Source organism: Longimicrobium sp., from assembly GCA_036387335.1.
In the GTDB taxonomy this organism is placed as follows: Bacteria; Gemmatimonadota; Gemmatimonadetes; order Longimicrobiales; family Longimicrobiaceae; genus Longimicrobium.
In genome coordinates this window covers 36,575-60,184 of the sequence record DASVTZ010000203.1, presented here as the reverse complement: position 1 = coordinate 60,184, position 23,610 = coordinate 36,575, and the positions used below count along the sequence as shown (strand labels likewise).

The window sequence follows — 23,610 nt, the reverse complement described above, 5'->3', positions numbered from 1 at the left end:
CGGGCTCCGGCGGTTGAAACCGCTGCAACAAACGCGGGAAACCCGCCTTCGCGGGTTGCGGGGGCGGGCACCGGCGCCGGATCACCGGGGGCTGAAGCCCCCGGCTGGAACCACGCGAAGCCCACTGAAGTGGGCTCGTGCAAACGGGCATTCGACCACGAGTCCGCGAAGGCGGACTTTGTGCTTTTGTTGCCGCGAGTTTACTCGCCCGGGCTCGATGCCGATGCCGAGGCAGCCAGCAGCCGCTCCACCTCCTGCACCACGCGGCGGGGCTCCACGGGCTTGCTCAGGTAGCCGTCGCAGCCGACCTCTTCGGCGCGCTTGCGGTCCTCGGACATGGCGTGGGCGGTCAGGGCGATCACGGGGATCGATGCGGTCGCCGGGTCGCTCTTGAGGATGCGGGTCGCCTCCCAGCCGTCCATCCCCGGCATCGCCACGTCCATCAGGATCAGCGAAGGGCCGATCTCGCGCGCCACGCGGATGCCGTCCTCGCCCGTCTCCGCCTCGGCCACCTGGTAGCCGAAGTGGCGCAGGATCGTGCCGTAGATGGCGCGGTTGTCCGGGTTGTCCTCAACCAGGAGAATGGTCGGTAATGCCATGGTCACATCAAGGGGGAGAGCGCGTAGCTTCAGGTCGTAGGGGGGTGCGCCCGGAGCTTACGCAAGAAGCGGGCGTAGAGCGGCGTCCATTCCCCCGAGCGGCGGCGCCTGATACACTCAACCCCGACCCGGCTGGAATCCATCGCACGGAAGGACGCTGATGCCCGATGCAATGCCCTCGCTCACCCGGCAGCTCTTCACCGGAACGATCGACGAATCGATCCTCTTCCCCTACCCCCGCATCACCGACGACGAGGACCGGCGGGTCACCGCCTTCCTCGACGAGCTGCGCGCGTACCTGGACGCCAACCTCGACCGCGAATGGATCGACGAGAACGAGCAGATCCCCGCCGAGGTGATGGAGGGGCTCAAGCGTATCGGCCTCTTCGGCATCTCGCTCCCCACGGAGTACGGTGGGATGGGGCTGTCGCAGAGCGCGTACTGCCGCGTCTTCGAGTTCGTCACCGGCTACGACGTGGGGCTCGCCATCGTGCTGGGCGTGCACCTTTCGATCGGCATCAAGGGGATCCAGCTCGCGGGGACGGACGAGCAGAAGCGCCTCTACCTGCCGAAAGCTGCGACGGGGGAATGGTTCGCCTCCTTCGCGCTCACCGAGCCGGAGGCGGGGAGCGACGCCAACGGCATCCGCACCCGCGCGGTCCTGTCGGACGACGGCAGGCACTGGGTGCTGAACGGCGACAAGATCTGGATCGGCAACGGGTCGTTCAGCGAGGTGATCGTCGCCTTCGCGCAGACGCCGGTGGAGAGGAACGGGAAGACGGTGGATCGCGTGACCGCCTTCATCCTGCGCCCGGACATGCCTGGCTACGAGCGGGGCAAGGTGCTGCGCAAGATGGGTGCGCGCGGCTCCAACCAGACCGAGCTCCACTTCCGCGACGTGCACGTGCCGGTGGAGAACGTCCTGGGCGAGGTGGGCGACGGGTTCAAGCTGGCGATGCGCATCCTCAACTCCGGCCGCCAGGGGCTGAGCGCGGGCGCGGCGGGCGGGATCAAGCAGTGCCTGCGCATGGCCACCGAGTTCGCAAAGGAGCGCCGCCAGTTCGGCAAGGCCATCGCCGAGTACGAGCTGATCCAGGGGAAGCTCGCCGCCATCGCCGCCGACGCCTACTCGGCCGAGAGCGTGGCCTTTCTCACCACCGGCCTCGCCGACCGCGGCGACGTGGACTACGCGCTGGAATCGGCGGCCGCCAAGGTGTGGAACAGCGACGCCCTGGACCGCGCCGTGGACGAGCTGGTGCAGATCACCGGCGGGCGCGGCTTCGTGAAGCCGTACCCCTACGAGCGCATGTACCGCGACGCGCGCATCACCCGCATCTTCGAGGGAACCAACGAGATCCTGCGCCTCTTCGTGGGCCTGAGCGGAATGCAGGAGCCGGGGGAGTACCTCAAGGCGATCGGCAAGGCGCTGCGCGAGCCGGTGAAGCAGTTCGGCCTCCTCAGCGAATTCGCCACCGAGCGGGTGAAGCTTGCTCTCGGCGGCGGCGAGCCGGAAATCGCGCGCGAGGTGCACCCCTCGCTTCGCCGCCACTTCGACTACCTGGTGGACCACACCCGCGACCTGCGCGTTGCCACCGAGCGGATGATCCGCCGCCACGGTCGCGAGATCGTCGACCGGCAGTTCGTGGTCACGCGCATCGCGGACATGGGGATCGAGCTGTACGTGCGCGCCGCCGTCCTCTCGCGCACGCAGGCGCTGCTGGAGGCGCACGCCGCCGGCGCCGCCGAAGCGCCCCCGCTCACCAGCACCCGCGAGCGGCTGGACGCGGAGGGCGTCGCGCGTCTCCTGCGCCTGTGCGACCTGGCGTGCCAGCGCTCGGGCCTGCGCTTCCGCACCGCCCGCGAGGCCCTCACAGACGGCCGCGACGCCCTGCTGCGCACGGTGGCGGCGGATGTGATCGGGTGAGGGGCCCTCACCCCCGCTCGTTCCTCGCTGCCCCCTCTCCCGATAACAGGAGAGGGCTCCGCCCTCCTGTCATCGAGAGAGGGGGCGGACTCCTGCGCGCCGCACAGATCCCGTAGGGGCGCGATTCATCGGCAGCGCACGAGACGGCTTCAGCCGTCTTCCCGTCGTTCCAGCCGGGGGCTTCAGCCCCCGGCGATGCGGCCCCGGCACTCACGCGCCGCGCCTTTGGCCTCAGCAGAAGCGACACACAGCCCACACGGCTCGACTTCCTTGACGCACCACCTAAAGGCGCCTAATGTGCTATCTGGACCGGCCGCAGCACTATTGGCGCATCTGCTGTAAGCCGGCGGCAAGCCATCGAACCTGCAGGCAATTAAATGCTGATCTGGAATCGTCGTGAGTGGGACTGCGTCCGTGCCGCAGGGAAGTCCAACTTCGTCGTGCAATACGGACTGAAGTGGTTCGCACTGCGCCTTGGATTCTTCATGTGGTCAACGCTGTTCCTGGTTGTGCCGGTGTTCATGCAGGACGACGGCCCGCGATGGGGCTACCTCAGCTCCCGCGAGTTCCTCCTCAGCACCCTGGGCGCCCTCTTATTGTGGCCCGTGGGCGGCTGGCTGTGGGCGCAGATCGAGTGGCGACGGCTGGATCGGAAGTTCGGAGCGCACTGACGCGAGCCTGCGCGGGTAGCGAAAGCGCCACCGGAAAACCCTCCCGGTGGCGCTTACCAATTCGTAGTCGGCTCCAATCCATGCGTGCAACCTGCGAAGGCAGGTTTCCCGCGGTCGTTGCAGCGGTTTCAACCGCCGGTATCAGCCATCCTCGCCCGGCTCCGCATAGGGCTCCAGCACCTCGCCGTACTCCGGAAAGAGGCCGGCGGGCGCGGGCACCTTCTTCCCCTCCACCATCGACTGCAGCATCAGCGCGTTGGTGACGGCCTTGCCGCGGAAGTGGTTGTTGGTCACCACGTAGACGTCCTCGGCGGCGGGCTGCTCGGCGATCTCGGCCACGCGACCGGCCCACGGCTCCAGCTCGCGGGCGGGGTAGAGGTAGTCGTAGCGCTCGTGCGGCTCGGCCTTGTCGCGAAACCAGTCCTGATAGTTCCGCCCGTGAACCCGCACGTACCCCACGCGCGAGGTGGCGTGGGCGCTCGGGGCGATGGAGTCTCCGAAGAGCGGCTGGTCGATGTTCACGAAGCCGATCCCCCGGTCCGCCAGCGCCGCAAAGAACGCGGGGGTGTTCCAGCTCTCGTGCCGCACCTCCAGCACCAGCGGGAAGTCCTTGAAGGTGGTCGCCACGTCGTCCAGCCACTCCCGGTTCTCGTCCGTGCGGCGGAACGACCAGGGGAACTGGAGGAGGAGCGCACCCATGCGCCCGGATTCCAGGATAGGGTCCATCCCGGCGCGCACCTCGCGCACCTCGTCCGCCGTCCACGCGCTCTTGCGCTGGTGGGTGAAGCGCTGGTAGAGCTTGGCCGTGAAGCGGAAGTCCGGCCGGTGCTCCACCCGCGCCACCCAGCTCCGCGCCGTCTTCTCCGTGGCCGGGCGGTAGAAGGTGGAGTTGATCTCCACCGTGGAGAAGTACTCCGCGATGTACTGGAGCTCGTCGAAGCCGCGCGGCTTCTTCGCCGGGTACACGATCCCCGCCCAATCCTTGTACGACCACCCCGCGGGTCCGTAGCGGATCATGTGCGTGTCACCGGTGGCGGGTGGGTTGCGGCAGCGGTCCTACAGGGGTCAACTCCCATGCCAGCAACGCCCGCGATTCTCCAATACGGGGAAACCCGTTGACAAGAGGGGCGCCGTGTTCTAGACTACGGGTAGTCCCGTAGCGAGGAGGCCGTACGATGGTGGAGGCAAGACTGACGCACCGCGAGCTGGACGTGATGAGCATCCTCTGGCGCGAGGGGTCCGGCACCGTGACGGAGGTGCGCGAGCGGCTCTCCGATCCGCTGGCGTACACCAGCGTGCTGTGGGTGCTTCAGACGCTGGAGGAGAAGGGCTTCGTGCGGCACGAGAAGGAAGGCCGCGCGTACCGGTACCATCCCGCCATCGAGCCCGACGACGCGGGAGGGAGCGCGCTGGGGCGGATCGTGGACAAGGTGTTCCACGGCTCCGCCTCCATGATGCTCGCCCGGCTGGTGAGCGAGCGCGACCTCCCCACGCACGAGCTCCAGCGGATGCGCGACCTCTTGGACCGCCGCCTGGCCGGGGAGGACGAATGACGATGTGGATCGTGCGCGCGCTGGCCGCGGGGGTGCTCCTCTCGCTCGCCGCCTTTGCCGCGGAGAGGGTGGCGGGGTGGATGGGGGTGGCGCGGCGGTGGGTCTGGGCGGCGGCGATGGCGGCCACGCTGGCGCTCCCGCTCGTGGCGCTCTGGGCTCCGGGGGCGCTCCCTTCGCTCCCCATTCACCACGGCGCCACCGCGTTGGAAGCGCGAATCACCGGCTGGTCCCCCGGAGAGCCCCGCGCCCCGGCGGATTCGCCCACGCGCGCTCCTCCCGGCTCCGGGCGCCTGCCCGCGCTCGCCTGGGCCGCGGCGTCGCTGGCGATGCTCGGGGCGCTGGCGAGGGCGCGCGCACGGCTGCGGCGGGTGCGCGCGGGCTGCACGCCGGCCGAGGTGGATGGCTTCCCCGTGCTCCTCTCCAGCGGCTTCGGCCCGGCCGTGCTGGGCTTCCGCCGGCCCGCCGTGGTGCTCCCCGCGTGGGTGCTCGCCGTGCCCGCGGAGGAGCGCGCCCTGATCGTGCGGCACGAGCGGGAGCACCTTGCCTCCCGCGATGCCTGGCTCCTCCTGGCCAGCGCCCTGGCGGTGGCGGCGATGCCGTGGAGCGCCGCGCTCTGGTGGCAGCACCGGCGGCTCCGCCTGGCCGTGGAGATCGACTGCGACACCCGCGTGCTGGCGGCGGGCGGAAGCCGCCGGACGTACGGCGCGGCCCTGCTTCGCGCGGCGGGGGGCGCTCCCCCGCGGTCCGTTCTCGCACCCGCCTGGGGCGAGCGTAGCTCACACCTCGAACGGAGGTTGATCGCCATGACGATCCAGCGGGGCTCTCATCGCGTGCTTTCTTCGGTGCTCCTAGGCCTGGGCGCGCTCTGCGCCGGCGTGGCCGCGTGCGACGCGGCGGGCGCGGGTACGGCCGCGGTCCCCACGTTGGCCACGCGCCCGGCGTGGGACGGCGCCACGCCCGAGGTCGTGTCGGTGGGCTCCGGCCCGTCGAAGCGGTTCGGTCTCGTGTACAGCTACGACATGAAGGGCCTCCTCATCGGCAACGGACGGCGGCTCCCTCCGCGTGCCCCCCATCACCCGGTGGTGAGCAGGCTGCTCGCCGGCTCCCCGGCGGCGGCGTCCGGGCTGCAGGTGGGCGACACGATCCTTTCGGCGAACGGGCGCGACGGCAGGGAGAAGAATCTCTTTCCCGACCGGGCTCCCGGCGCGCGCTACGAGCTGCGGGTGCGGCGCGCGGGCGCGAACCGGGAGTTTTCCTTCGCCGTCGGCCGTCCCGAGGATTACCCGGGCTGAGCCGGCTTCCGGCGAGTGCGCACGAGGCCAGGGGACGGCTCCTCCTCCCCTGGCCTCGCGTGCGTCGTGGGCCCATGCGGACCCGCGCCGGAAACCCGCGCGCCTCCCGCGCCGTATCTCCGCGCCGCACGGACGGGTTGCGGAGGCGCCGTCCGCGCGTGTAGATAGAAGGGCCTGCCGCATTTCCCGACACACTGGAACGGAGCGCCCTCCCATGGCCTTCTGGAAGGACTTCATCAAGAGCGAGCTGATCGACATCGTCGAATGGCTGGACGACAGCAGCGACACGCTGGTCCATCGCTTCGTCCGCCACGACAACGAGATCAAGAACGGCGCGCAGCTCATCGTCCGCCCCGGCCAGGCCGCGGTGTTCGTGGACCAGGGCCAGATCGCCGACATCTTCGCCCCCGGCCGCTACGAGCTGAAGACGGAGAACCTCCCCATCCTCTCCACGCTGCGCGGGTGGAAGTACGGCTTCGACTCGCCTTTCAAGGCGGAGGTGTACTTCGTCACCACGCGGCAGATCACCAACCGCAAGTGGGGCACAAAGAACCCGGTGATGATGCGCGACGCCGACTTCGGCCCCGTGCGTCTGCGCGCGTTCGGCTCGTACTCCATCAAGGTGACCGAGCCCGGCAAGCTGATCGCCGAGATCGTGGGCACCAACGGCCACTTCACGGTGGACGAGATCGCGGACCAGCTTCGCGACATGGTGACCTCGCGCTTCACGGACGCGCTGGGCGAGGCCAAGATCCCGGCGCTGGACCTGGCCTCCAACTACGACGAGATCGGCGACCGGCTGATCGCGCGCATGCAGCCCGAGTTCGCGGCCTACGGGCTGGAGCTCACCAAGCTGCTGGTGGAGAACATCTCGCTCCCCGAAGAGGTGGAGAAGATGCTCGACAAGCGCACCAGCATGGGGGTGCTGGGCGACCTAAACGCCTACACGCAGTTCCAGACGGCGCAGGCCATCGAGAAGGCGGCCGGCACTCCCGGCGGCGGCGCGGCGGAGGGGATGGGGATGGGGATGGGCTTCGCCATGGCCAACCGCATGGCGAACTCGATGGGCGGCGCCCCTGCCGGCGCTCCCGCGGGTGCCCCGCCGCCGCTCCCGGCGCAGACCGCCTACTTCGTGGCCGTGAGCGGCGCGCAGACGGGGCCGCACGGCATGGACGCGCTCCGCCAGCAGGCCGCCGCCGGCACCCTGACGCGCGAAAGCCTCGTCTGGATGCAGGGGATGCCCTCCTGGACCCCCGCCGCCCAGGTCCCGGAGCTGGCCGCCCTCTTCGCCGCCTCGCCGCCGCCGCTGCCGTAGGGGGTGGGGCCGGCGGGCCCCCTCCCCCGCTCGGTCCTCGCGGCCCCTCCCCCAAAACCGCCTGGGGGAGGGGCTGTGCGCGTAGGTTGGTTCCGGGTGCGGACTACGGTGCGCGGGAGGGCACGGGCAGCCACGTGGGGCGGCCCCTACGATGATCGCGGTGCAGACCGCACCGTTCGAGGCGGGGCAGGCGAGGGCAGACACGCAGGTCTGCCCCTACCGGTATTCGTTCGTTGGCGCGGGTGTCGGAGCGGCGTCGAACACGGGCGCGATGGAATCGCGCCCGTACCGCATCTGCCCACGTCGCAACGATTTACGCCCCCTCTCTCGATAACGGAGGGCGCAGCCCTCTCCTGTTATCGGGAGAGGGGGCAGGCGAGTGTAACGAGCCGGGGGTGAGGGCCCGCCCCGCGCCGCCCAGGTACGTGAAGAGCACCGTCGCCACCAGCGCCGCGAAGCCGAGCTTGAACTCGCGGGGGAGGCGGGAGGGGGAGATGAAGCCCTCGATCAGGCCCGCCACCAGCAGCAGGAGGGCGGTGCCGCAGATGAGCGAGACGGCTTCGCGCCCGCGCACCACCAGCGCCTCGCGCCGCGTCATGCGTCCGGGGAGCACCAGCGCGGAGCCCAGCCACAGCCCCGCGCCGCCGGCGATGCAGATGGCCGTCAGCTCCACGACGCCGTGCGGCAGGACGAATGTCCACAGGTGCAGGCTCTGGCCGTGGTTGGCGAAGACGGCGGCCACCGAGCCCAGGCTCACCCCGTTGAAGATCATCACCCAGACCGTCCCCAACCCCGCCAGCAGCCCGCCCGCGAACGCCAGAAAGGTCACCTGCACGTTGTTGGAGACGAGCCCGCTCGCCATCGCCGGCATCATCACTTCGGGCACCTCCACGTAGCCCTCGCCGCGCGCCTCCTTGGCCGCGGCCTCCTCGGCGCGCGCCATCATCTCGGCGCCTACCAGCTCGCGGCCGCGGGCGGGGTCGCCGCGCACGTAGGCATAGGACAGGACGCTGGGGAGGTAGAATAGGATGGAGGCCAGCACGATCGGCTTCCACAGGCGGCGCACCAGGGCGGGGAAGCCGGACAGGACCCACCCGCGGAACCGCTGCCACGAGCGCGACGGGGCGCGGTAGAGGAGGTTGTGCCCCGCGCCCACGCTGCGCTCCAGCGCATAGAGCAGCTCGGGCGAGCCGCCGTAGGTGCGGGCGCGCGCCAGGTCCGCCGCCACACCGCGGTACAGCGATGCGAAGCGCGACACCGTGGCCTCGTCCAGCTTGCGCAGGCCATCCTTTTGCGCGCCCTCCAGCAGGCGGGCGTACTCGTCCCACTCCGGCCGCTGGCGGCGCACCAGGGCCGTGGCCTGCGCCGAGCCCGCGATTCCCCCCGCGCCGGCCGCGTGGCGCCGCGCCCCCTCGTCCTCGCGGGCGGCGATCAGGAAGTCCTCGGCCGCGAGGAGGGTGCGGCGTGGGTCCTCCGCCAGCGGGCGCGCCAGGCGCGCGACCAGCGTGCGGGCGAGCTGCCCGCGCACCGCCGGGTCCAGGTCGCGGCGCCGCTCCACGAACATCGAGAGCGCGGCGAACTCCTTGTCCGAGAGGCGCGGTGATCCGTGCACGGCGGCGGCCGGCGCCGCTTCCTCGGGGATGTGCTGGCCGCGGTCGCGCACCACCACCGTCCCCGCCGCCATGTCGCCGAGGCGCTTGGTCTGGGGGTGGAGCGTCATCGCCAGCCCGCCCACGATGCACGAGGGGATCGGCTGCACGTCGATGAGGCGCATCAGGTTGCGCACGGCGGCCCCTTCCAGCGTCACGGGATAGCCGCCGTCCTGCACCACGCGGAGCCCCATCCACCGCTTCCCCGGCGTCTGGCCGTCGCGCAACCCTTCGTACAGGATGAAGTAGCCCCACTGGAGCACGAAGTACGCGGCGATGGCGATCGCGAGCCCCACTCCGGAGAACAGGCTCCCCTTGCCGCCCGCCGACTTCCAGATCAGGTACACGGCCAGGAACACCCCGATCTGGGCCAGCAGCAGGATGAGCCGGTCGATGAGCAGGGCGGTGAAGCGCGACCCGAGGTCGGCCAGCTGGTAGCCGATGGCGACGTGCTCCGGCGTCTCGACGTCCACCTGGCGGTCGTGGAGGCGCTGCACGGTGCTGGTGGACATGGAGATGCTGGTGCGGAGGGGATGATCCGGCGGTTCCCTCGAATGTACCGGAGCGCGCCTCCTCGTGCGAGTCCCGCGGCGCCGAAGTAGGTTCAGCGGCGATGACACACCAAAAGGGAGAGCGTGGATGGATGAAGAGGTGCTGCACACGGAGGCGCCGGGGGTGGTGCGGGTGGACCTGCGCTGGATGGGGATGGCGAAGCAGGTCGCGTCGTATCTGGTGTCCGACGGCGGAGATCTGGCGGTGGTGGATTGCGGGCCGGGGAGCACGCTGCCTGCGCTCCTCGAAGGCGTGCGCGCGGCCGGGCACGATCCGGCGGCGATCACGCACCTCCTGCTCACGCACGTGCATCTGGACCACGCGGGTGCGGCGGGCGAGCTCATGCGCGTGGCGCCGCGCGCCCGCCTCTACGTGCACCCCCGTGGAGCCCGACACCTCGCCGACCCCTCGCGCCTCCTGACCAGCGCCGCGCGCATCTACGGCGACCGCATGGAAGTGCTCTGGGGGATGATGTTACCTGTGCCCGAACCGCGCATGACCGTGCTGCACGACGGCGACGAGGTGCGCGTGGGGCGGCGTACGCTGCGCGCGCTGGACACGCCGGGCCACGCCGTACACCACCACGCCTACCACGACCCCGATGCCGGCCTCCTCTTCAGCGGCGACGCGGGGGGTATCCGGCTGGACGGCACACCGTACGTGCGCCCGCCCACCCCGCCGCCGGACATCGACGTCCCCGCCTGGCGCCGCAGCATCACGCGGATGCGGGAGGTGCGCGCGAGCCTCATCCTCCCCGCGCATTTTGGCGGGACGGGAGATGTGGCGTGGCACCTGGACGACCTGGAGGCGCGCCTCGTGGACTGGGATGCCTGGTCCCGCCGCGAGCTGGACGCGGGAGGAGATCTCGCGTCGCTCACCGAGGCGCTCCGCCACAAGGCCCACGCCGAAGTCGTCGCCGCCACCGGAAGCGAGGAGCTGGCCCGCGCCTACGAGGCCGCGGTGCCCTCGCAGATGATGGCGGCGGGGCTGGTGCGCTGGCACGAGGTAAGTGCGTGAGTGCGTTGGAGGCACGGGTTCGAAGGGTCGCGGAGCTTGTTCTGCGAGCGGGCCGAGCTCCGACGCGATTGCGGTACAGGCGAGAGAATGGCGGGGGCATGGGCCGGAAGGGGCCCGGTCTTTGCCGTAAAAGAGCCGTCGGGCGAGAGAAGCGGCGGCCTGGGGCGATGCGCAGCGCTCCACGCCCATCTCGCGACGGCGGAAACGGGGCGGGTGCCGCGCGCGGCCGAACGGGGTGGTTGTCAAACGGGCCGATGCGTGTATCTTGCCGCTGCGGGGGATCGGCGCTCCTTCCGCGCCCACGCGCCCGCGGCGGACCGTAACCCTTTCCGCCACTGCGCGATCCGCGGAACGGCGAACGGCGGGGCGGGTAGACGAGTGCGGCGGGTGAATGTATTTTTATGCATTCACCGGATTGAAAATGCGGGGCGGGGGAGAGTGCTGGACCGGAGCGGGCCGGAAGCGGGAAACAACCGGGGGTGCGTGCTTGACAGCGGTGGAGACGCCGTGCACCTTTCGGAAACCTGAACACAGCCTGTATCTAGCGTCAGCACCGCCTGAACACCCCGGCCTCCGCCGAGTGCCCTTCCCGTTTGGCACGAGGCGGAGTTTCGATCTAACGTTCGCTACGGAGCCGGTCAGAAATCCGAGCGACCGTTCGTTCAGGAAGACAAACAGGGCCGCCAAGGTCCTCGGCGCCGGCGGGCGGCGCCACCGCGATCCACACGGAGGGACGGAATGTTCAACAAGCTGGTCGCATCCGGCGGCGCGAAGAAGAGCTTCTGGACCGCCAAGACCATCGCAGCCTCGGTCGTCCTGCACGGGCTGCTGGTGGCCGGCGCGATGGCGGCCAACCGGGGGTACGACCCCACCGCCAAGAAGGCCGAGGAGCTCGTCGACTACGTGGAGGTCGAGGAGAAGAAGGAGGAGCCGAAGCCCGAGGAGGAGAAGCCGAAGGAGCCCGAGCCGCCCCCGCCGGAGCCGGAGAAGGCCGCTCCCCCGGTGGTGAAGGGCTTCCAGGAGCTCCAGCCCCCCATGGAGCCGCCCAAGGACATCCCGGCCGTGGACCCCAACCAGCAGGCGGTCAAGGTCGAGGACTTCAGCGGCGAGGGGAAGGCCGGCGGCGTGAAGGACGGCGTCGACAAGGGCGTGGCGCAGAGCACCGTGGAGCGCGAGACGCCGCCCGACCAGGGCGTGTACGACATCTCCTCGGTGGAGGTGAAGCCCGCGCTCTCCAACGGCAGCGACGTGGCGCGCGCGCTGGAGCGGAACTATCCGCCGCTGCTTCGCGACGCGGGCGTGGGCGGCACGGTGATGCTCAGCTTCCGCGTGAACGAGGACGGCCGCGTGGACCCCACGACCATCGAGGTCGTGTCCAGCGACAACGAGCAGTTCTCCGAGGCGGCCAAGAAGGTGGTGGAGCGCATGCGCTTCCGCCCGGCCAAGGTGAACGACCGTCCCGTGAAGGTGCTGGTGCAGATCCCCATCACCTTCCAGCCGCAGTCCTGAGCCGCGGCGGGGCCGGGTAGAAGGAAGCGGCCGCTCCCACGGGGGCGGCCGCGGCAGGGCCGGAGGAAGTGCGGCGCGCCGCGGGCGGGGCCGCGAACTGAAGTCAACCGGAAACACTCTTGTCGAAGCGCGTCCCGCGCGAGGAGAAGCCAAGCCAATGTCATTCTCGATTGCTGAGATCTGGGCGGATACCGGATGGTTGAACCGGGCCATCGTGATCCTGCTCCTGCTCATGAGCGTGCTGTCGCTCTCGGTGGCCGTGGCCAAGTGGCTCCGCTTCCGCAAGATGTCCGCGGCCACGCGGGCATTCGCGCCGGCCTTCTCGCAGGCGCTTGAGCAGGACAACATCGCCGAGGCGCTCGCCACGGCCGACCAGTACCCCAACTCGCACGTGGCCCGCGTGCTCGGCGAGTCGCTCCGTGAAGTGGCCCCGCTGCTGGACGACCCACGCGCCGCAGGCGCCGCCATCAACTCGGCCGAGCGGTCGGTGGAGCGCGAGCAGATCCTGCTGGCCAACGACCTGAAGAGCGGGCTGGGCCTGCTGGCCACCATCGGCGCCACCGCGCCGTTCGTGGGGCTGCTCGGCACCACGCTGGGCATCGTGAACGCCTTCATGGGCATGGCGTCGCAGGGCGGCGGCCTCGAGGCCGTGTCGTCCGGTATCGCCGAGGCGCTGATCGCCACGGCCATCGGCCTGATCGCCGCCATCCCGGCGGTGTGGCTGTACAACTACTTCACCGCCAAGCTGGACACGCTCTTCTCGGAGCTCGCCTACGCCGGCCGTGAGATGATCGACTGGATGATGACCCGCCAGGCCAAGCGCGAGCTGGGGATCACCACCGCGCGCAACGCCCCCGCGTACGGAGACTGAGTCATGGCTGGAACCAGGCTGGGCGGCAATGCCGCTTTCGGCGGGTCGGCCGTCCCGACGGTAACGGGCGGCGGCTCGGACGTGACGGCCGACATCAACGTCACGCCGATGATCGACGTGATGCTGGTGCTCCTGATCATCTTCATGGTGATCACCCCCGCGCTCGCCTTCGACGCCAAGCTCCCCAAGGCGAAGACGGCGGCGCCGGAAAAGGAGGAGCGGGTCACGCTGGGGATCGACAAGGACGGGAAGTACTACGTCGACGACAAGTTCGTGGCCGACCCCCAGCTGGAGACGCGCCTCCGCGAGGCGTACGCCAAGCGCCCGGACGACCACGTCCTGTACCTGAAGGCGCACGACAACTCCAAGTACTCGCGCACGCTCACCGCCATCACCGCGGCCAGCAACGCGGGTGTGCGGCGGATCGGCGCGATCACGGAGATGCCCAAGGGCGCTCCCGTCTCCAAGTAAGGACGGTCAAGCATGGGAATGGGAGTAGGCGGTTCCAAGGGCGGTCCGCAGTCGGACATCAACATGACGCCGATGATCGACGTGCTGCTGGTGCTCCTCATCATCTTCATGGTGGTGCAGGAGAGCCTTCAGCGCGGCGTGTCGGTGCAGATTCCTCCTCCGCCGGACCAGAACCAGGTGGCGCAGCAGCCGCCTGACGACCAGCAGATCGTGCTGGAGGTGAAGCCGGGCCCCGTCTTCGCCATCAACCAGCAGCCGGTCGAAGTCGCGGCGCTGGAGGGGCGGCTGCGCGAGATCTTTGCGCAGCGCAACCGCAAGGTGATCTTCGTCAAGGGCGAGGAAGAGCTCACCTACAAGGACGTGATCCGCGCGGTGGACGCTTCACGCGCCGCAGGCGTCACGGTCGTGGGGCTGGTGCCCCGCCCGGTGGTGGGACCCGCCACGGTGACCCCGGCGCCGGGGCAGTAAAGAACGGACAGACAGCTTCTCCCGGACCGGCCGCCCAGCGCGGCCGGTTCCGTCTCCGCCCCTTTCCCTTCCCGCGGAGGTGCTCCATGGCCATGACCACAGGCAAGCGCGGCGGCCACGTCTCGGCGATCAACATGACGCCGATGATCGACGTGCTCCTAGTCCTTCTCATCATCTTCATGGTGGTGCAGCAGAGCTTGCAGCGCGGCGTCCGCGTCCAGGTTCCGCCCCCCAAGTCCGACCAGCCGGTCAACGCGCCCGACCAGATCGTGCTCGAGGTGGCGCCGGGCGGGTCGTACCTGCTGAACCAGCAGCCCGTGGCCGCGGGCGCGCTGGAGTCCACCCTGGAGCGGGTGTTCGCGCCGCGCCCGCGCAAGGTGCTCTTCGTCAAGGGCGGCGAGCAGGTCGCCTACGCGGACGTGGTGCGTGCGGTGGACATCAGCCGCGCGGCCGGCGTGGAGGTGGTCGGGCTCATGCCGCGCGCCGAGCATCCGTAACCGCGAGCCCCGCCGTTTGCCCCGCCGCCACACCGGAAGCTGCCGGAGTGGCGGCGGGTTGTTTCAGGCGGTATAGTTTCCCGGCAGACCGACGCGGCGCCGACGCGCGCCCACACACCCGCCCTGAATCCAGACGTTCTCGATGGAGACGCAGCGACGCCGGCTCACCCTGACGCACTACATCTTCATCGGGATGCTCGTCGGCATCACCCTGGGCTGGGTGTTTCCGGACAGCAAGCGCGCCATCCACGGCGGGTGGTCGGCGAGTGACCTGAAGCTGCTCTCGGACCTGTTCGTGCGCGGCATCAAGATGATCATCGGGCCGATCCTCTTCGCCACGCTGGTGATGGGGATCGCGGGGCATGGCGACGACCTCAAAAAGGTGGGGCGGCTGGCGTTCCGGTCCATCCTCTACTTCGAGGTGGTCACCACGGTGGCGCTCTTCGTGGGGCTGCTGGCGGTGAACGTGGTGCGCCCCGGCGACAACCCGCGGCTCACGGCGGCCATCCAGGCGGCGGAGCGGGCGGGCGGGCCCCCCGCGCTGGCGCAGCCCAAGGGTTTCGCGGACCACGTGCGCGAGATCGTCCCCACCAGCTTCATCGACTCGCTGGCGCACAACAACGTCCTGCAGATCGTCTTCTTCTCCATCCTCTTCGCCGTGGCGCTCACGCAGGTGAAGGGGCGGCCCAAGGAGGCGCTCCTCGGCTTCTGCGAGGGGCTGGCGGAGACGATGTTCAAGCTGGTGGGGATCATCATGCGCTTCGTGCCCATCGGCGTGGGCGCGGCGCTGGCGGTGACGGTGGCGCACAGCGGGCTTTCCGTGCTCCTTCCGCTCATCAAGCTGGTGGCCACCCTGTGGGCCGCGCTCATCGTCTTCGTGCTGGTGGCGCTCCTCCCGGTGGCGCTCATCGCCCGCATCCCCATCCTCCCCTTCCTGCGGCAGGTGCGCGAGCCGGCCGTCATCGCCTTCTCCACCACCTCGTCGGACGCGGCGCTGCCGCTGGCCATGCAGCGGATGGAGGCGTTCGGGGTGCCGCGGCGCATCGTGTCGTTCGTGATGCCCACCGGCTATTCGTTCAACCTGGACGGCACCACGCTCTACCTGGCGCTGGCGTCGGTGTTCGTGGCGCAGGCATCCGGCGTGGAGCTGTCCATAGGAACGCAGCTGGCGATGATGGGAACGCTGATGCTCACCAGCAAGGGCGTCGCCGCGGTGCCGCGCGCGTCGCTGGTGATCCTTTCCGGCACGCTGGCGGCCTTCAACCTCCCGCTGGCCGCCATCACCGTGATCCTGGCCGTTGACGAGCTGATGGACATGGCGCGCACCACGGTGAACCTGATCGGCAACTGCCTGGCCACCTGCGTGATGGCGCGGTGGGAGGGCGAGTTCACCCCCGGAGTCCCCGCCGGCCTCCCCGAGCGCGCCGACGTGGAGCTGGTGGCCGAGGAGGAGCGGGCGGTAGCCGGCCTGGGGCACACGCACTCCTGACGCACCCCGGGCGGCCCGCCGCGAGCGACGCGGCGGGCCGCCTTCCTTTAGGGGCGTTGCGGAAGCGCCACACCGCCCCTACTTTCGCGCGATTGCGGCGTCGCGGTCCACCCGGCGCCTGACCCCCTCCCGCCCGCCCAGCCATGCAGCAGATCTTCCGCAGGAAACCGATCTCGGAGCTCCGCTCCGAGCACGTGGACCCGCAGATCGACGTCGAGCCGGGGCTGCGCCGGTCGCTGGGGTTGTGGCAGCTCACCTCGCTCGGGATCGGGGCCATCATCGGCGCCGGGATCTTCTCCGGCGCGGGCACGGCCATCTCCGGCGGGCCCCACCACGTGGGCGCCGGGCCGGCCCTGGTTTATTCGTACATCCTGGTGGCGATCGCCTGCGGTTTCGCGGCGCTCTGCTACGCGGAGTTCACCTCCGTGGTGCCGCAGGCGGGGAGCGCGTACACCTACGCGTACGCCACGCTGGGCGAGCTGGTGGCGTGGATCATCGGATGGGACCTGATCATCGAGTACGCCGTGGGGAACATCGCGGTCGCCGTGTCGTGGTCCGCCTACTTCCAGACGTTCCTCAGCGGCTTCGGGATCTCGATTCCGGGCTGGCTGGGCACCGATCCGCGCACCGCCCGCCTCGCATTCCACGCGCTGCAGGCGGACCCGTCGACCACCGTTCAGGGGACGATCGACGCGGCGCGGGTGTGGGAGTCGGCGCCGCACTTCCTGGGCTTCCCCATCATCTTCAACCTCCCCGCCGTGCTGATCGTGGCGCTCATCACCTGGATCCTGGTGATCGGCATCCGCGAGAGCGCGTGGGCGAACACGGTGATGGTGGTGCTGAAGCTGGTGATTCTAGGCTTCTTCATCGTGATGGGCGCCTTCTGGGTGCGCCCGGAGAACTGGACCCCTTTCATGCCGAACGGGTGGAACGGCGTGTTCACCGGCGCGTCGCTCATCTTCTTCGCCTACATCGGCTTCGACGCGGTCTCCACCGCGGCTGAGGAAGCCAAGAACCCGCAGCGCGACATGCCGCGGGCCATGATGATTTCGCTGGCGGTCACCTCCATCATCTACATCGTGGTGACGCTGGTGATGACGGGGCTGGTGCCCTGGCGCGAGCACGGCAACGCGGACCCGCTGGCCAGCGCGTTCAGCGCGCGCGGGTACGACTGGGCGGCAGGGGTGATCTCGTTCGGCGCGATCGTGTCGATGGCCTCCGTGCTCCTGGTGTTCCAGCTGGGCCAGCCGCGCATCTTCTACTCGATGGCGCGCGACGGGCTGCTGCCGCCGATCGCGGCGCGCCTCCACAAGAAGTACAGCACGCCGCACGTCACAACCATAGTGACGGGCGCGTTCGTGGCGTTCTTTGCGGCCTTCGCCAACATCAACGAGGTGATCGAGCTCACCAACATCGGCACGCTCTTCGCCTTCGTGCTGGTGGCGATCGGGGTGATGGTGCTGCGCGTGCGCGAGCCGGAGCGGGTGCGCCCCTTCCGCACGCCGGCGATCTGGTTCGTCGCGCCCGCGGCGATCCTGTCGTGCGGCTTCCTGATGTACCAGCTGCCGGCGCTCACCTGGCTCCGCTTCGCCCTGTGGCTCGCCGCCGGCCTGGTGATCTACTTCCTGTACGGCATCCGGCACAGCAGGCTGCGGTAGGGCCCCACCCCCAGCGTCGCTCCGCGACGCATCCCCCTCCCCCCAAACTGCCGGGGGGGAGGGGGAGCAGGGCCCCCTCCCCCGCTCGTTCCTCGCGGCCCCTCCCCCAACTGCGGGGGAGGGGCGTTTGCGTGGATGCGTGCGCTACGCCCATGGCCGCGATCCGCACAGATCATCCCGTAGGGGCCGCCCCGCGTGGCTGCCCGTGCCCTGTCCATGCGTGAATGCTCGCGGTCCAGGAGCGAATGAAGGCCGCTGGAAACACGCGAAGTCCGCCTTCGCGGACCCTGGGTCCGATGCCCGCGTTCTCAAGCCGGCTTCAGCCGCCTTCGCGTGGTTCCAGCCGGGGGCTTTAGCCCCCGGCGGCTTCGCCCCCGGCATTCTGCGTAAAACAGAAGCGGGCCCGCACCCGAACGATCCGAGTGCGAGCCCGCTTTTCATCGACCAACCGCGGCGTCAGACCAGGACGGCGGCGCGGCTGTCGCGGTACTGGAGGGAGGCTTCGATAAAGTCCTCGAAGAGGCGCCGGGTGCCGGGGTCGGTGTCGATCAGCATCTCGGGGTGCCACTGCACGCCCACCAGGAAGTGCGACTCGTCCTCCGCCTCCAGCGCTTCCACCAGGCCGTCGGGGGCGGTGGCGGTCGGCTTGAGCCCCGCGCCCATGCGGCGGATCCCCTGGTGGTGCATCGAGTTCACCTGCACCGTGTCACCGCCGAACGCACGGAAGAGGCGCGAGCCGGGGGCCACCGCGATGTCGTGCGCCAGGTGGTCGCGCGCCCAGCCGGCGCCGGGGAAGTAGTCGTGCTTGATCGACTTCTCCCACTGCGCGGCGCAGTCCTGCACCAGCGTGCCGCCGGCCGCCACGTTCAGCACCTGCATCCCGCGGCACACGCCGAAGACGGGCTTGCCGTCCTCCAGGGCCCAGCGGGCGAAGGCGAGCTCCACCGTGTCGCGCGCGCCGTCCGTGCGGCCGCAGTACTCGGTGCGCTCGTCGCCGTACGAGGCCGGGTCCATGTCCACCCCGCCGGCCAGAAAGATCCCGTCCAGGTGGTCGTAGATGGCGCGGATGGTGTCCATGTCCTCGTCGAGGAGCGGCACCATCCACGGCACCGCGCCCACGGCGGTGCACGCGATGAAGTAGCGCTGGTTCATCACCCACGACGCCGGCAGGTCTTCGGGGATGCGGTCTATGGCCTGCAGGTTCTGCGTTGGAATGCCGATTACGGGACGTTGCTGCATGGAAAACTGCCTTCTACGAGTTTCGATTCCGGAAGAATGACCCGGCAGGTGGCAAGATCAGGGCCGTTCGGATTGGGATGATGCAAGGTAGCGGAATCGGCACGCATCCACAACGAACGCGCCACCGCTCGAACGTAAGTGTTTGCAGGGGTTGTGCTTGCCTTTTTCTGTCACCATCCTTTTCTGTCGGCGGACTGGCCGCCTGCGGGGAACCATCTAAAGCCGGAACGACGATGACTACCTACGACGTCGCGGAGATGCTGGGCGGGGGGCAGGTGTTCGTGGGGCGCGTCATCCGGTCGGACCGAGACCTGGTCGAGGCGGTCCGCGACGGTCTTCCGTCGGGTGCGGTCGCCGCGGTGATCCGGCAGAGCGCACTCTGTGCCGATGAGGTTGAGCGGCTGGTCTTCCGGAACGGCAACGCAGCCGAGCGGATGGTGTCAGGCCGTCTGAATCCCGAGGAGTCGGTGCGGCTCGCTCGGGTGGCGAGGATCACCACGCTCGCGAACGAAACCATCGGTGAGCCGGAGCGCGCCGCCCGCTGGCTGCGCGCTCCGAATCGCGCGCTGGTGGGCGCGGTCCCTGTCGAGCTGTTGGCAAGCGGTGAAGGGGCGCGGCTCGTGGAGGAGACTCTGCTCCGGCTTGCACACGGGATCTTCGCCTGATGCGAGTCTGGAGGCTCGCGCGCCGTGTCCATCGTGTGCTCGATGGAGAGGGCGCCCGGCGCGAGGGCGGCCGCTGGAACTCTCCGGGTACTCCCATCGTGTACACCGCGGGCTCCCGTGCCCTCGCGGCCCTCGAGCTGCTGGCCTATGTGAGCCCTGGAACCGAGCCTGAGGACCTGGAGCTTTTCGAGGTACAACTCCCGGATGATGCTCGCTCACGTGCCGTCACGCCGGACGATCTGGATCGCGACTGGCAGGCCCCACGCCATGCCGGCTGCCAGCGGCAGGGCGATGCATGGGCGCGCTCCGCGGACGCGCTGGTTCTGGTGGTGCCCTCCGTAATGATCCCTGAAGAACCCAACTACCTGATCAACCCGGCACATCCCGACGCGGCGCGGGTGCAAGTCGTGGGGTCGCGTCCGTTCACGTACGACCCTCGTCTGAAGCGATAAACTGGATGGCCAAAAGCGAGACGCGGAGAGAGCCTGAGGGACTCTCCCCGCGCCTCTGCGCCTCCGCGTGAGGCCAAGCGGTGGCCCGTCTACGCCTGCGCCGCGTGGGCGTGGGCCACGGTGGGGCCGCGGACGCCTTCCTCGGTCTCGGCGATGAGGTGGTCGACGACCGCGCGCAGGCTGCCTGTGCGCTCGAAGACGGCCAGCTGGCGGTCGGCGCTGGAGCCCTCCTCTAGGATGCGGAAGGCGTACTCCACCTCCGCGCGGCTCCCCAGGTCGTCCACCACGTCGTCGATGAACCACTCCAGGATCTCGCGGATCAGCGCGCGCGCCGGGAGCTCCTCCTGCTTGCCCAGGTCAACGAGCTGCCCCTCGAGGCCGTAGCGCACCGCGCGCCACTTGTTCTCCTCGATCAGGTCGCCCGGGTACACGCGGAAGGTCATGTTGTCGCGCCGCAGCTTGTACACCTTGGCGATGATCGCCTGCAGGATGGCGGCGACGCAGACGGCCTCCTCCACGCGCGTGCACACGTCCAGGAAGCGGAACTCCAGCGTGGGGTACGCGTGGTGCGGGCGCAGGTCCCAGTAGATCTTGGAGCCGTCCGGAATGCAGCGCGTCTTCACCAGGTTCTCGGTGAGGTACTGGAAGTCCGCCCAGTCGCGCATCACCCGCGGAATGCCGGTGCGCGGGAAGTTGCGGAAGATGACGCTGCGGTACGACTTGAGCCCCGTGTTCCGCCCCATCCAGAAGGGCGAGCTGCTGGTGAGGCAGAGGATGTGGGGGACGAAGTAGCGGGCCACGTTCATGGCGTCGATCATGAACTCCCGGTCTTCGATGCCGATGTGCACGTGCGTGCCGAAGATCAGGAGCTGCTGCGCGAGGTCCGCCATGTCCTGCTTCACCCCCAGGTAGCGCTCCAGCGGGGTGATCTCCTGCGTCATCCAGCTGGAGAAGGGGTGCGTTCCCGCCGCCACCACCTTGAGGTCCTTGCGGTCGGCGAGGTCCATCACCATTCCGCGCAGCCGCCGCAGCTCGATGCGCGCCTGCGCGGGCGTCTGGCAGATGGTGGTGCCCACCTCCACGATCGACTGGTGCAGCTCCGGCTTGATCTCGCCGAGGATCAGGTGGTCGTGGTCCAGGATCTCGGTGATGTACGACCGCAGCTCCCGGGTCTCGGGGTCGATGATCTGGTACTCTTCTTCGATGCCGACGGTGAGCGAGGGCGGCTTCATCGGTGCGCTCCTTCGTGGGTTGCGCGGTTACGGCTCGGCTGCGAACGGATACAGAAGGAAACGGGCCAGCACGCCCTCATCGCGCCTCCACCAGCATGGTCGCGACGCTGGAGCCGCCGCCGGCGGTGACGTTGAGGAGCGGGTCGGTGGCGATGCGGGTGAGGGCGCCGTCGACGGTGGCGCCGCCGGTGATGAAGGGCGCCAGGTCCACCATGCGGTCGTAGATCTGCACCCCGGCGTCCGTCCAGGTGGGGAAGGGCTCGGAGGGGAGGGGGATGCGCTCCTGTACCACGTACGGCGCCTCGAGGGCGCCACGCAGCGTGTCCTCCCACAGCTCGCCGCTCGCCAGCCAGCCTAGGACGATGCCGCGGCCGCCGTAGTCGTCATTGGGTTTCAGGACCAGGCGCTCGCGGTTCTCCATCGCCCAGGGCAGGAGGTCGATGGTGGCGCCATCCTTCTCCGTCTTCCGCTCCTCCACCACGCGCGTCCAGGGCACGTGGGCGGCAACGGCGGCGCGCTCCTCGGCGGAGAAGAGGTGGGCGTTGCGCTCGTCGGAGAGGACGGCGAGCGACGCCTTCTTGTAGAGCACCTTGCAGCGGAAGGGGTTGACCATGCACACCGCCCCGTCGCGGACCGCGCGCACCACGGGCGAGTCCAGCCCCATCTGCTGCACCAGCTCGTCGATTAGGACCCGCTTGTAGATGAGGGTGATGTGGAAGTCGCCCGACATCAGCTTGCCCTCGCGGTACTCGCAGGTGCGCGGGTCCGCCAGCTCGCAGGCGATGCCGTGCGACTGAAAGTACGATTGGAAGAAGCGGTGCTCGCTGCGCGTGGGCACCTCGTCCCAGTCCAGCACGCCGATGCGCGGCAGGTCTCGCGTTCCCGTCCACTCGCGGAAGGCGCCCAGGAGCGCGTGCAGCACCCCGTGCCGCGCGGGGAGCGGCTGCACGGCGTGCGTCTTGAGGAACTCCCCCATCGCCGGCGTGGCGAGGAAGACCTCGGAGAGGGCGTCCATGTACGCGGGGCCGGCCGGCGTCTCCGCGTTGTACTCGGTGAAGCGGAGCGAGCCGTCGTCGGGATCGAAGAAGGCGTCCAGCCGCGCCGTGGGGCTGGGATCGCGGAAGCCGGGGTCCGCCTCCAGCAGCTCCTCCTCCCAATCCAGCAGGCGGAACTGGCGGCGGAACTCCGCGTCGGCCATGGCGGCCTCGTGCGCGGTGTGGAAGGCGCGCATCAGCGTCTCCACGCCGCGCCGGATGTGCACCCACTGGCCGGGCGTCAGGAAGCGGGGCCGCAGGACGCTGCACAGCGGCCGGTCGCCAAAGAACATCCCGCGGCGGCGGTGCTCCTCCTCCATCCGCGCGTGCGTGTCGGCCGCGAGGGCGTCGTCGCCCAGCAGGTCGTGGTAGCGGGCGACGGCGTCCCGCAGCGCGGCGGCCTCCCCGGTCACGCGGGTACGGGCGCGGAAGAGCCGTCCGGCACCGCGTCCTGCACGGGCCCGCCGCCCCCGGTGTGCCGGCTGCCGGCGAAGAGCTGCTGCCATCCCGCCTCGCGCACCTGCGGACGCGGGTTCTTGGCCAGCTTGATGGTCATGTCCGCCATCGCCTTCACCACCCACTCGAAATAGTGCGGGGTGAGGGAGTACAGGTCCATGTCCGGCGCGGGGTTCATGAAGTCGATGGCGTACGGGATGCCGTCGCGCACCGCCCACTCCATGGAGTTCATGTCGTACCCCAGCGCCCTCACCAGCTTCAGCGAGTCCGCCACGACGCGCTGCCCCAGCTCGGGCGAGAGGTGGTCGTGCGCCACGTGGTACTTCCGCTCGCCCGGGTCGTACTTGATGGGCATCACCACTTCCTGCCCCAGGCAGATGCAGCGGATGAACTGGTCCCACTTGATGAACTCCTGCACGATCATCGTCAGGAGCCCGGAGCTGTTGTAGTTCTGGATCAGCTCGTCCAGCGTGTGGCAGACGTACACTTCCTTCCACCCGCCGCCGTGCGCGTCCTTGAGGATGCACGGCATGCCGATGTAGTCCGCGATCCCCTGCCAGTCCAGCGGGTACTGTAGGTTGCGCAGCGACTCGTCGTGCACGATGCCGGGGATGTAGTCGCGGTTGGGCAGCACCACCGTCTTGGGATGCGCGATCCCCAGCTTGGTGGCCAGCGCCGCGCCGAAGAACTTGTCGTCCGCCGTCCACATGAACGGGTTGTTGACGACCTGGCACCCCTGCAGCGCCGCCTGCTTGAGGTAGGTGCGGTAGAACGGCACCTCGTGCGAGATGCGGTCGACGATCACCGCGTAGGGACAGGGATCGTCCATGGCCGGCGCGCCGAGCTGCACCATCTCGGCGGTCACGCCCTCGTTGCGGCTGTTGACTTCTTCGATGAACGCGGGCGGAAACGACCACTCGCGGCCCACGATCAATCCGATCTTCAAAGTCATCGGCGGTGTCTCGGTTCGGGGAAAAAGTGCCTAGTGCTCAGTGCG

General features: G+C 69.6%; 22 protein-coding genes. 15 read left to right on the top strand and 7 right to left on the bottom strand.

Annotation, left to right across the window (positions count from 1 at the left end; all coding sequences use genetic code 11):
- Window positions 1-200: 200 nt before the first annotated feature.
- Window positions 201-599: a response regulator gene (locus VF647_20295; GenBank protein ID HEX8454432.1), complete on the bottom strand. Its 399-nt coding sequence runs from the start codon at window positions 597-599 to the stop codon at window positions 201-203.
- 160 nt (window positions 600-759) lie between these two features.
- Here VF647_20295 and VF647_20290 point away from each other — a divergent pair, with 160 nt between their 5' ends.
- Together VF647_20290 and VF647_20285 are read left to right on the top strand one after the other, a co-directional pair.
- The gene (locus VF647_20290) at window positions 760-2,523 is read left to right on the top strand and encodes an acyl-CoA dehydrogenase family protein (GenBank protein ID HEX8454431.1); all 1,764 of its coding nucleotides are present in this window, start codon (window positions 760-762) and stop codon (window positions 2,521-2,523) included.
- 377 nt (window positions 2,524-2,900) lie between these two features.
- Complete coding sequence (locus VF647_20285; protein HEX8454430.1) at window positions 2,901-3,194, top strand: hypothetical protein; 294 nt, start codon at window positions 2,901-2,903, stop codon at window positions 3,192-3,194.
- A gap of 141 nt (window positions 3,195-3,335) precedes the next feature.
- Here VF647_20285 and VF647_20280 read toward each other — a convergent pair whose 3' ends face one another.
- Window positions 3,336-4,211: a DUF72 domain-containing protein gene (locus VF647_20280; protein HEX8454429.1), complete on the bottom strand. Its 876-nt coding sequence runs from the start codon at window positions 4,209-4,211 to the stop codon at window positions 3,336-3,338.
- A 158-nt stretch (window positions 4,212-4,369) separates the two neighbouring features.
- On the opposite strand from VF647_20280, the gene VF647_20275 reads away from it, so the two are divergent.
- The 3 genes from VF647_20275 (at window position 4,370) to VF647_20265 (ending at window position 7,354) form a co-directional block, all read left to right on the top strand.
- On the top strand, window positions 4,370-4,747 hold the full coding sequence (locus VF647_20275) for a BlaI/MecI/CopY family transcriptional regulator (GenBank protein ID HEX8454428.1): 378 nt from the start codon (window positions 4,370-4,372) through the stop codon (window positions 4,745-4,747).
- Window positions 4,744-6,039: a M56 family metallopeptidase gene (locus VF647_20270; GenBank protein HEX8454427.1), complete on the top strand. Its 1,296-nt coding sequence runs from the start codon at window positions 4,744-4,746 to the stop codon at window positions 6,037-6,039. Before VF647_20275 ends, VF647_20270 begins: the two co-directional genes overlap by 4 nt.
- Window positions 6,040-6,253: 214 nt before the next feature.
- On the top strand, window positions 6,254-7,354 hold the full coding sequence (locus VF647_20265; protein ID HEX8454426.1) for an SPFH domain-containing protein: 1,101 nt from the start codon (window positions 6,254-6,256) through the stop codon (window positions 7,352-7,354).
- Window positions 7,355-7,667: 313 nt separating this feature from the next.
- On the opposite strand, the gene VF647_20260 is transcribed toward VF647_20265, so the two are convergent.
- Entirely contained in the window at window positions 7,668-9,515 is a 1,848-nt protein-coding gene (locus VF647_20260) for a stage II sporulation protein M (protein HEX8454425.1), read from the bottom strand.
- Between the two features lie 127 nt (window positions 9,516-9,642).
- Between VF647_20260 and VF647_20255 the strand changes: the two genes are divergently transcribed.
- The 8 genes from VF647_20255 to VF647_20220 all read left to right on the top strand — a co-directional run bounded on the left by VF647_20255 (window position 9,643) and on the right by VF647_20220 (window position 17,535).
- Complete coding sequence (locus VF647_20255) at window positions 9,643-10,572, top strand: MBL fold metallo-hydrolase (GenBank protein HEX8454424.1); 930 nt, start codon at window positions 9,643-9,645, stop codon at window positions 10,570-10,572.
- Window positions 10,573-11,310: 738 nt separating this feature from the next.
- Complete coding sequence (locus VF647_20250) at window positions 11,311-12,081, top strand: TonB family protein (protein HEX8454423.1); 771 nt, start codon at window positions 11,311-11,313, stop codon at window positions 12,079-12,081.
- 199 nt (window positions 12,082-12,280) lie between these two features.
- Window positions 12,281-12,952 (top strand): MotA/TolQ/ExbB proton channel family protein, encoded by a 672-nt coding sequence (locus VF647_20245; GenBank protein HEX8454422.1) that lies wholly within the window; start codon window positions 12,281-12,283, stop codon window positions 12,950-12,952.
- A 3-nt stretch (window positions 12,953-12,955) separates the two neighbouring features.
- A complete protein-coding gene (locus tag VF647_20240; GenBank protein ID HEX8454421.1) occupies window positions 12,956-13,423 on the top strand; it encodes a biopolymer transporter ExbD in 468 nt (155 codons plus the stop codon).
- Between the two features lie 12 nt (window positions 13,424-13,435).
- The gene (locus tag VF647_20235) at window positions 13,436-13,891 is read left to right on the top strand and encodes a biopolymer transporter ExbD (protein ID HEX8454420.1); all 456 of its coding nucleotides are present in this window, start codon (window positions 13,436-13,438) and stop codon (window positions 13,889-13,891) included.
- A gap of 86 nt (window positions 13,892-13,977) precedes the next feature.
- On the top strand, window positions 13,978-14,388 hold the full coding sequence (locus tag VF647_20230) for a biopolymer transporter ExbD (protein HEX8454419.1): 411 nt from the start codon (window positions 13,978-13,980) through the stop codon (window positions 14,386-14,388).
- A gap of 142 nt (window positions 14,389-14,530) precedes the next feature.
- Window positions 14,531-15,877: a cation:dicarboxylase symporter family transporter gene (locus VF647_20225; protein HEX8454418.1), complete on the top strand. Its 1,347-nt coding sequence runs from the start codon at window positions 14,531-14,533 to the stop codon at window positions 15,875-15,877.
- A 143-nt stretch (window positions 15,878-16,020) separates the two neighbouring features.
- Window positions 16,021-17,535, top strand: a complete 1,515-nt coding sequence (locus VF647_20220) for an amino acid permease (GenBank protein HEX8454417.1) — start codon at window positions 16,021-16,023, stop codon at window positions 17,533-17,535.
- 456 nt (window positions 17,536-17,991) lie between these two features.
- Here the strand turns inward: VF647_20220 and VF647_20215 are convergent, their stop codons facing one another.
- Entirely contained in the window at window positions 17,992-18,774 is a 783-nt protein-coding gene (locus tag VF647_20215; GenBank protein HEX8454416.1) for a gamma-glutamyl-gamma-aminobutyrate hydrolase family protein, read from the bottom strand.
- A gap of 233 nt (window positions 18,775-19,007) precedes the next feature.
- On the opposite strand from VF647_20215, the gene VF647_20210 reads away from it, so the two are divergent.
- Entirely contained in the window at window positions 19,008-19,439 is a 432-nt protein-coding gene (locus VF647_20210) for an antitoxin Xre/MbcA/ParS toxin-binding domain-containing protein (protein ID HEX8454415.1), read from the top strand.
- Window positions 19,439-19,891: an RES family NAD+ phosphorylase gene (locus tag VF647_20205; protein ID HEX8454414.1), complete on the top strand. Its 453-nt coding sequence runs from the start codon at window positions 19,439-19,441 to the stop codon at window positions 19,889-19,891. Before VF647_20210 ends, VF647_20205 begins: the two co-directional genes overlap by 1 nt.
- A gap of 89 nt (window positions 19,892-19,980) precedes the next feature.
- On the opposite strand, the gene VF647_20200 is transcribed toward VF647_20205, so the two are convergent.
- From VF647_20200 to VF647_20190, 3 genes are all read right to left on the bottom strand, one after another.
- Window positions 19,981-21,123, bottom strand: a complete 1,143-nt coding sequence (locus tag VF647_20200) for a carboxylate-amine ligase (GenBank protein HEX8454413.1) — start codon at window positions 21,121-21,123, stop codon at window positions 19,981-19,983.
- Between the two features lie 76 nt (window positions 21,124-21,199).
- Window positions 21,200-22,570, bottom strand: coding sequence for a circularly permuted type 2 ATP-grasp protein (locus tag VF647_20195; GenBank protein ID HEX8454412.1), 1,371 nt, complete (start codon window positions 22,568-22,570; stop codon window positions 21,200-21,202).
- Entirely contained in the window at window positions 22,567-23,565 is a 999-nt protein-coding gene (locus VF647_20190; GenBank protein ID HEX8454411.1) for a hypothetical protein, read from the bottom strand. Before VF647_20190 ends, VF647_20195 begins: the two co-directional genes overlap by 4 nt.
- Window positions 23,566-23,610: the final 45 nt, after the last annotated feature.

What these genes read in the sequence shown, in the direction of transcription:
- VF647_20275 (HEX8454428.1), top strand. Translation starts at nt 4,370, where the DNA reads ATGGTGGAGGCAAGACTGACGCACCGCGAGCTGGACGTGATGAGCATC.
- VF647_20285 (HEX8454430.1), top strand. Translation starts at nt 2,901, where the DNA reads ATGCTGATCTGGAATCGTCGTGAGTGGGACTGCGTCCGTGCCGCAGGG.
- VF647_20290 (HEX8454431.1), top strand. Translation starts at nt 760, where the DNA reads ATGCCCGATGCAATGCCCTCGCTCACCCGGCAGCTCTTCACCGGAACG.
- VF647_20265 (HEX8454426.1), top strand. Translation starts at nt 6,254, where the DNA reads ATGGCCTTCTGGAAGGACTTCATCAAGAGCGAGCTGATCGACATCGTC.
- VF647_20235 (HEX8454420.1), top strand. Translation starts at nt 13,436, where the DNA reads ATGGGAATGGGAGTAGGCGGTTCCAAGGGCGGTCCGCAGTCGGACATC.
- VF647_20205 (HEX8454414.1), top strand. Translation starts at nt 19,439, where the DNA reads ATGCGAGTCTGGAGGCTCGCGCGCCGTGTCCATCGTGTGCTCGATGGA.
- VF647_20250 (HEX8454423.1), top strand. Translation starts at nt 11,311, where the DNA reads ATGTTCAACAAGCTGGTCGCATCCGGCGGCGCGAAGAAGAGCTTCTGG.
- VF647_20280 (HEX8454429.1), bottom strand. Translation starts at nt 4,211, where the DNA reads ATGATCCGCTACGGACCCGCGGGGTGGTCGTACAAGGATTGGGCGGGG.
- VF647_20240 (HEX8454421.1), top strand. Translation starts at nt 12,956, where the DNA reads ATGGCTGGAACCAGGCTGGGCGGCAATGCCGCTTTCGGCGGGTCGGCC.
- VF647_20230 (HEX8454419.1), top strand. Translation starts at nt 13,978, where the DNA reads ATGGCCATGACCACAGGCAAGCGCGGCGGCCACGTCTCGGCGATCAAC.
- VF647_20255 (HEX8454424.1), top strand. Translation starts at nt 9,643, where the DNA reads ATGGATGAAGAGGTGCTGCACACGGAGGCGCCGGGGGTGGTGCGGGTG.
- VF647_20220 (HEX8454417.1), top strand. Translation starts at nt 16,021, where the DNA reads ATGCAGCAGATCTTCCGCAGGAAACCGATCTCGGAGCTCCGCTCCGAG.
- VF647_20295 (HEX8454432.1), bottom strand. Translation starts at nt 599, where the DNA reads ATGGCATTACCGACCATTCTCCTGGTTGAGGACAACCCGGACAACCGC.
- VF647_20225 (HEX8454418.1), top strand. Translation starts at nt 14,531, where the DNA reads ATGGAGACGCAGCGACGCCGGCTCACCCTGACGCACTACATCTTCATC.
- VF647_20200 (HEX8454413.1), bottom strand. Translation starts at nt 21,123, where the DNA reads ATGAAGCCGCCCTCGCTCACCGTCGGCATCGAAGAAGAGTACCAGATC.
- VF647_20260 (HEX8454425.1), bottom strand. Translation starts at nt 9,515, where the DNA reads ATGTCCACCAGCACCGTGCAGCGCCTCCACGACCGCCAGGTGGACGTC.
- VF647_20190 (HEX8454411.1), bottom strand. Translation starts at nt 23,565, where the DNA reads ATGACTTTGAAGATCGGATTGATCGTGGGCCGCGAGTGGTCGTTTCCG.
- VF647_20270 (HEX8454427.1), top strand. Translation starts at nt 4,744, where the DNA reads ATGACGATGTGGATCGTGCGCGCGCTGGCCGCGGGGGTGCTCCTCTCG.
- VF647_20215 (HEX8454416.1), bottom strand. Translation starts at nt 18,774, where the DNA reads ATGCAGCAACGTCCCGTAATCGGCATTCCAACGCAGAACCTGCAGGCC.
- VF647_20210 (HEX8454415.1), top strand. Translation starts at nt 19,008, where the DNA reads ATGACTACCTACGACGTCGCGGAGATGCTGGGCGGGGGGCAGGTGTTC.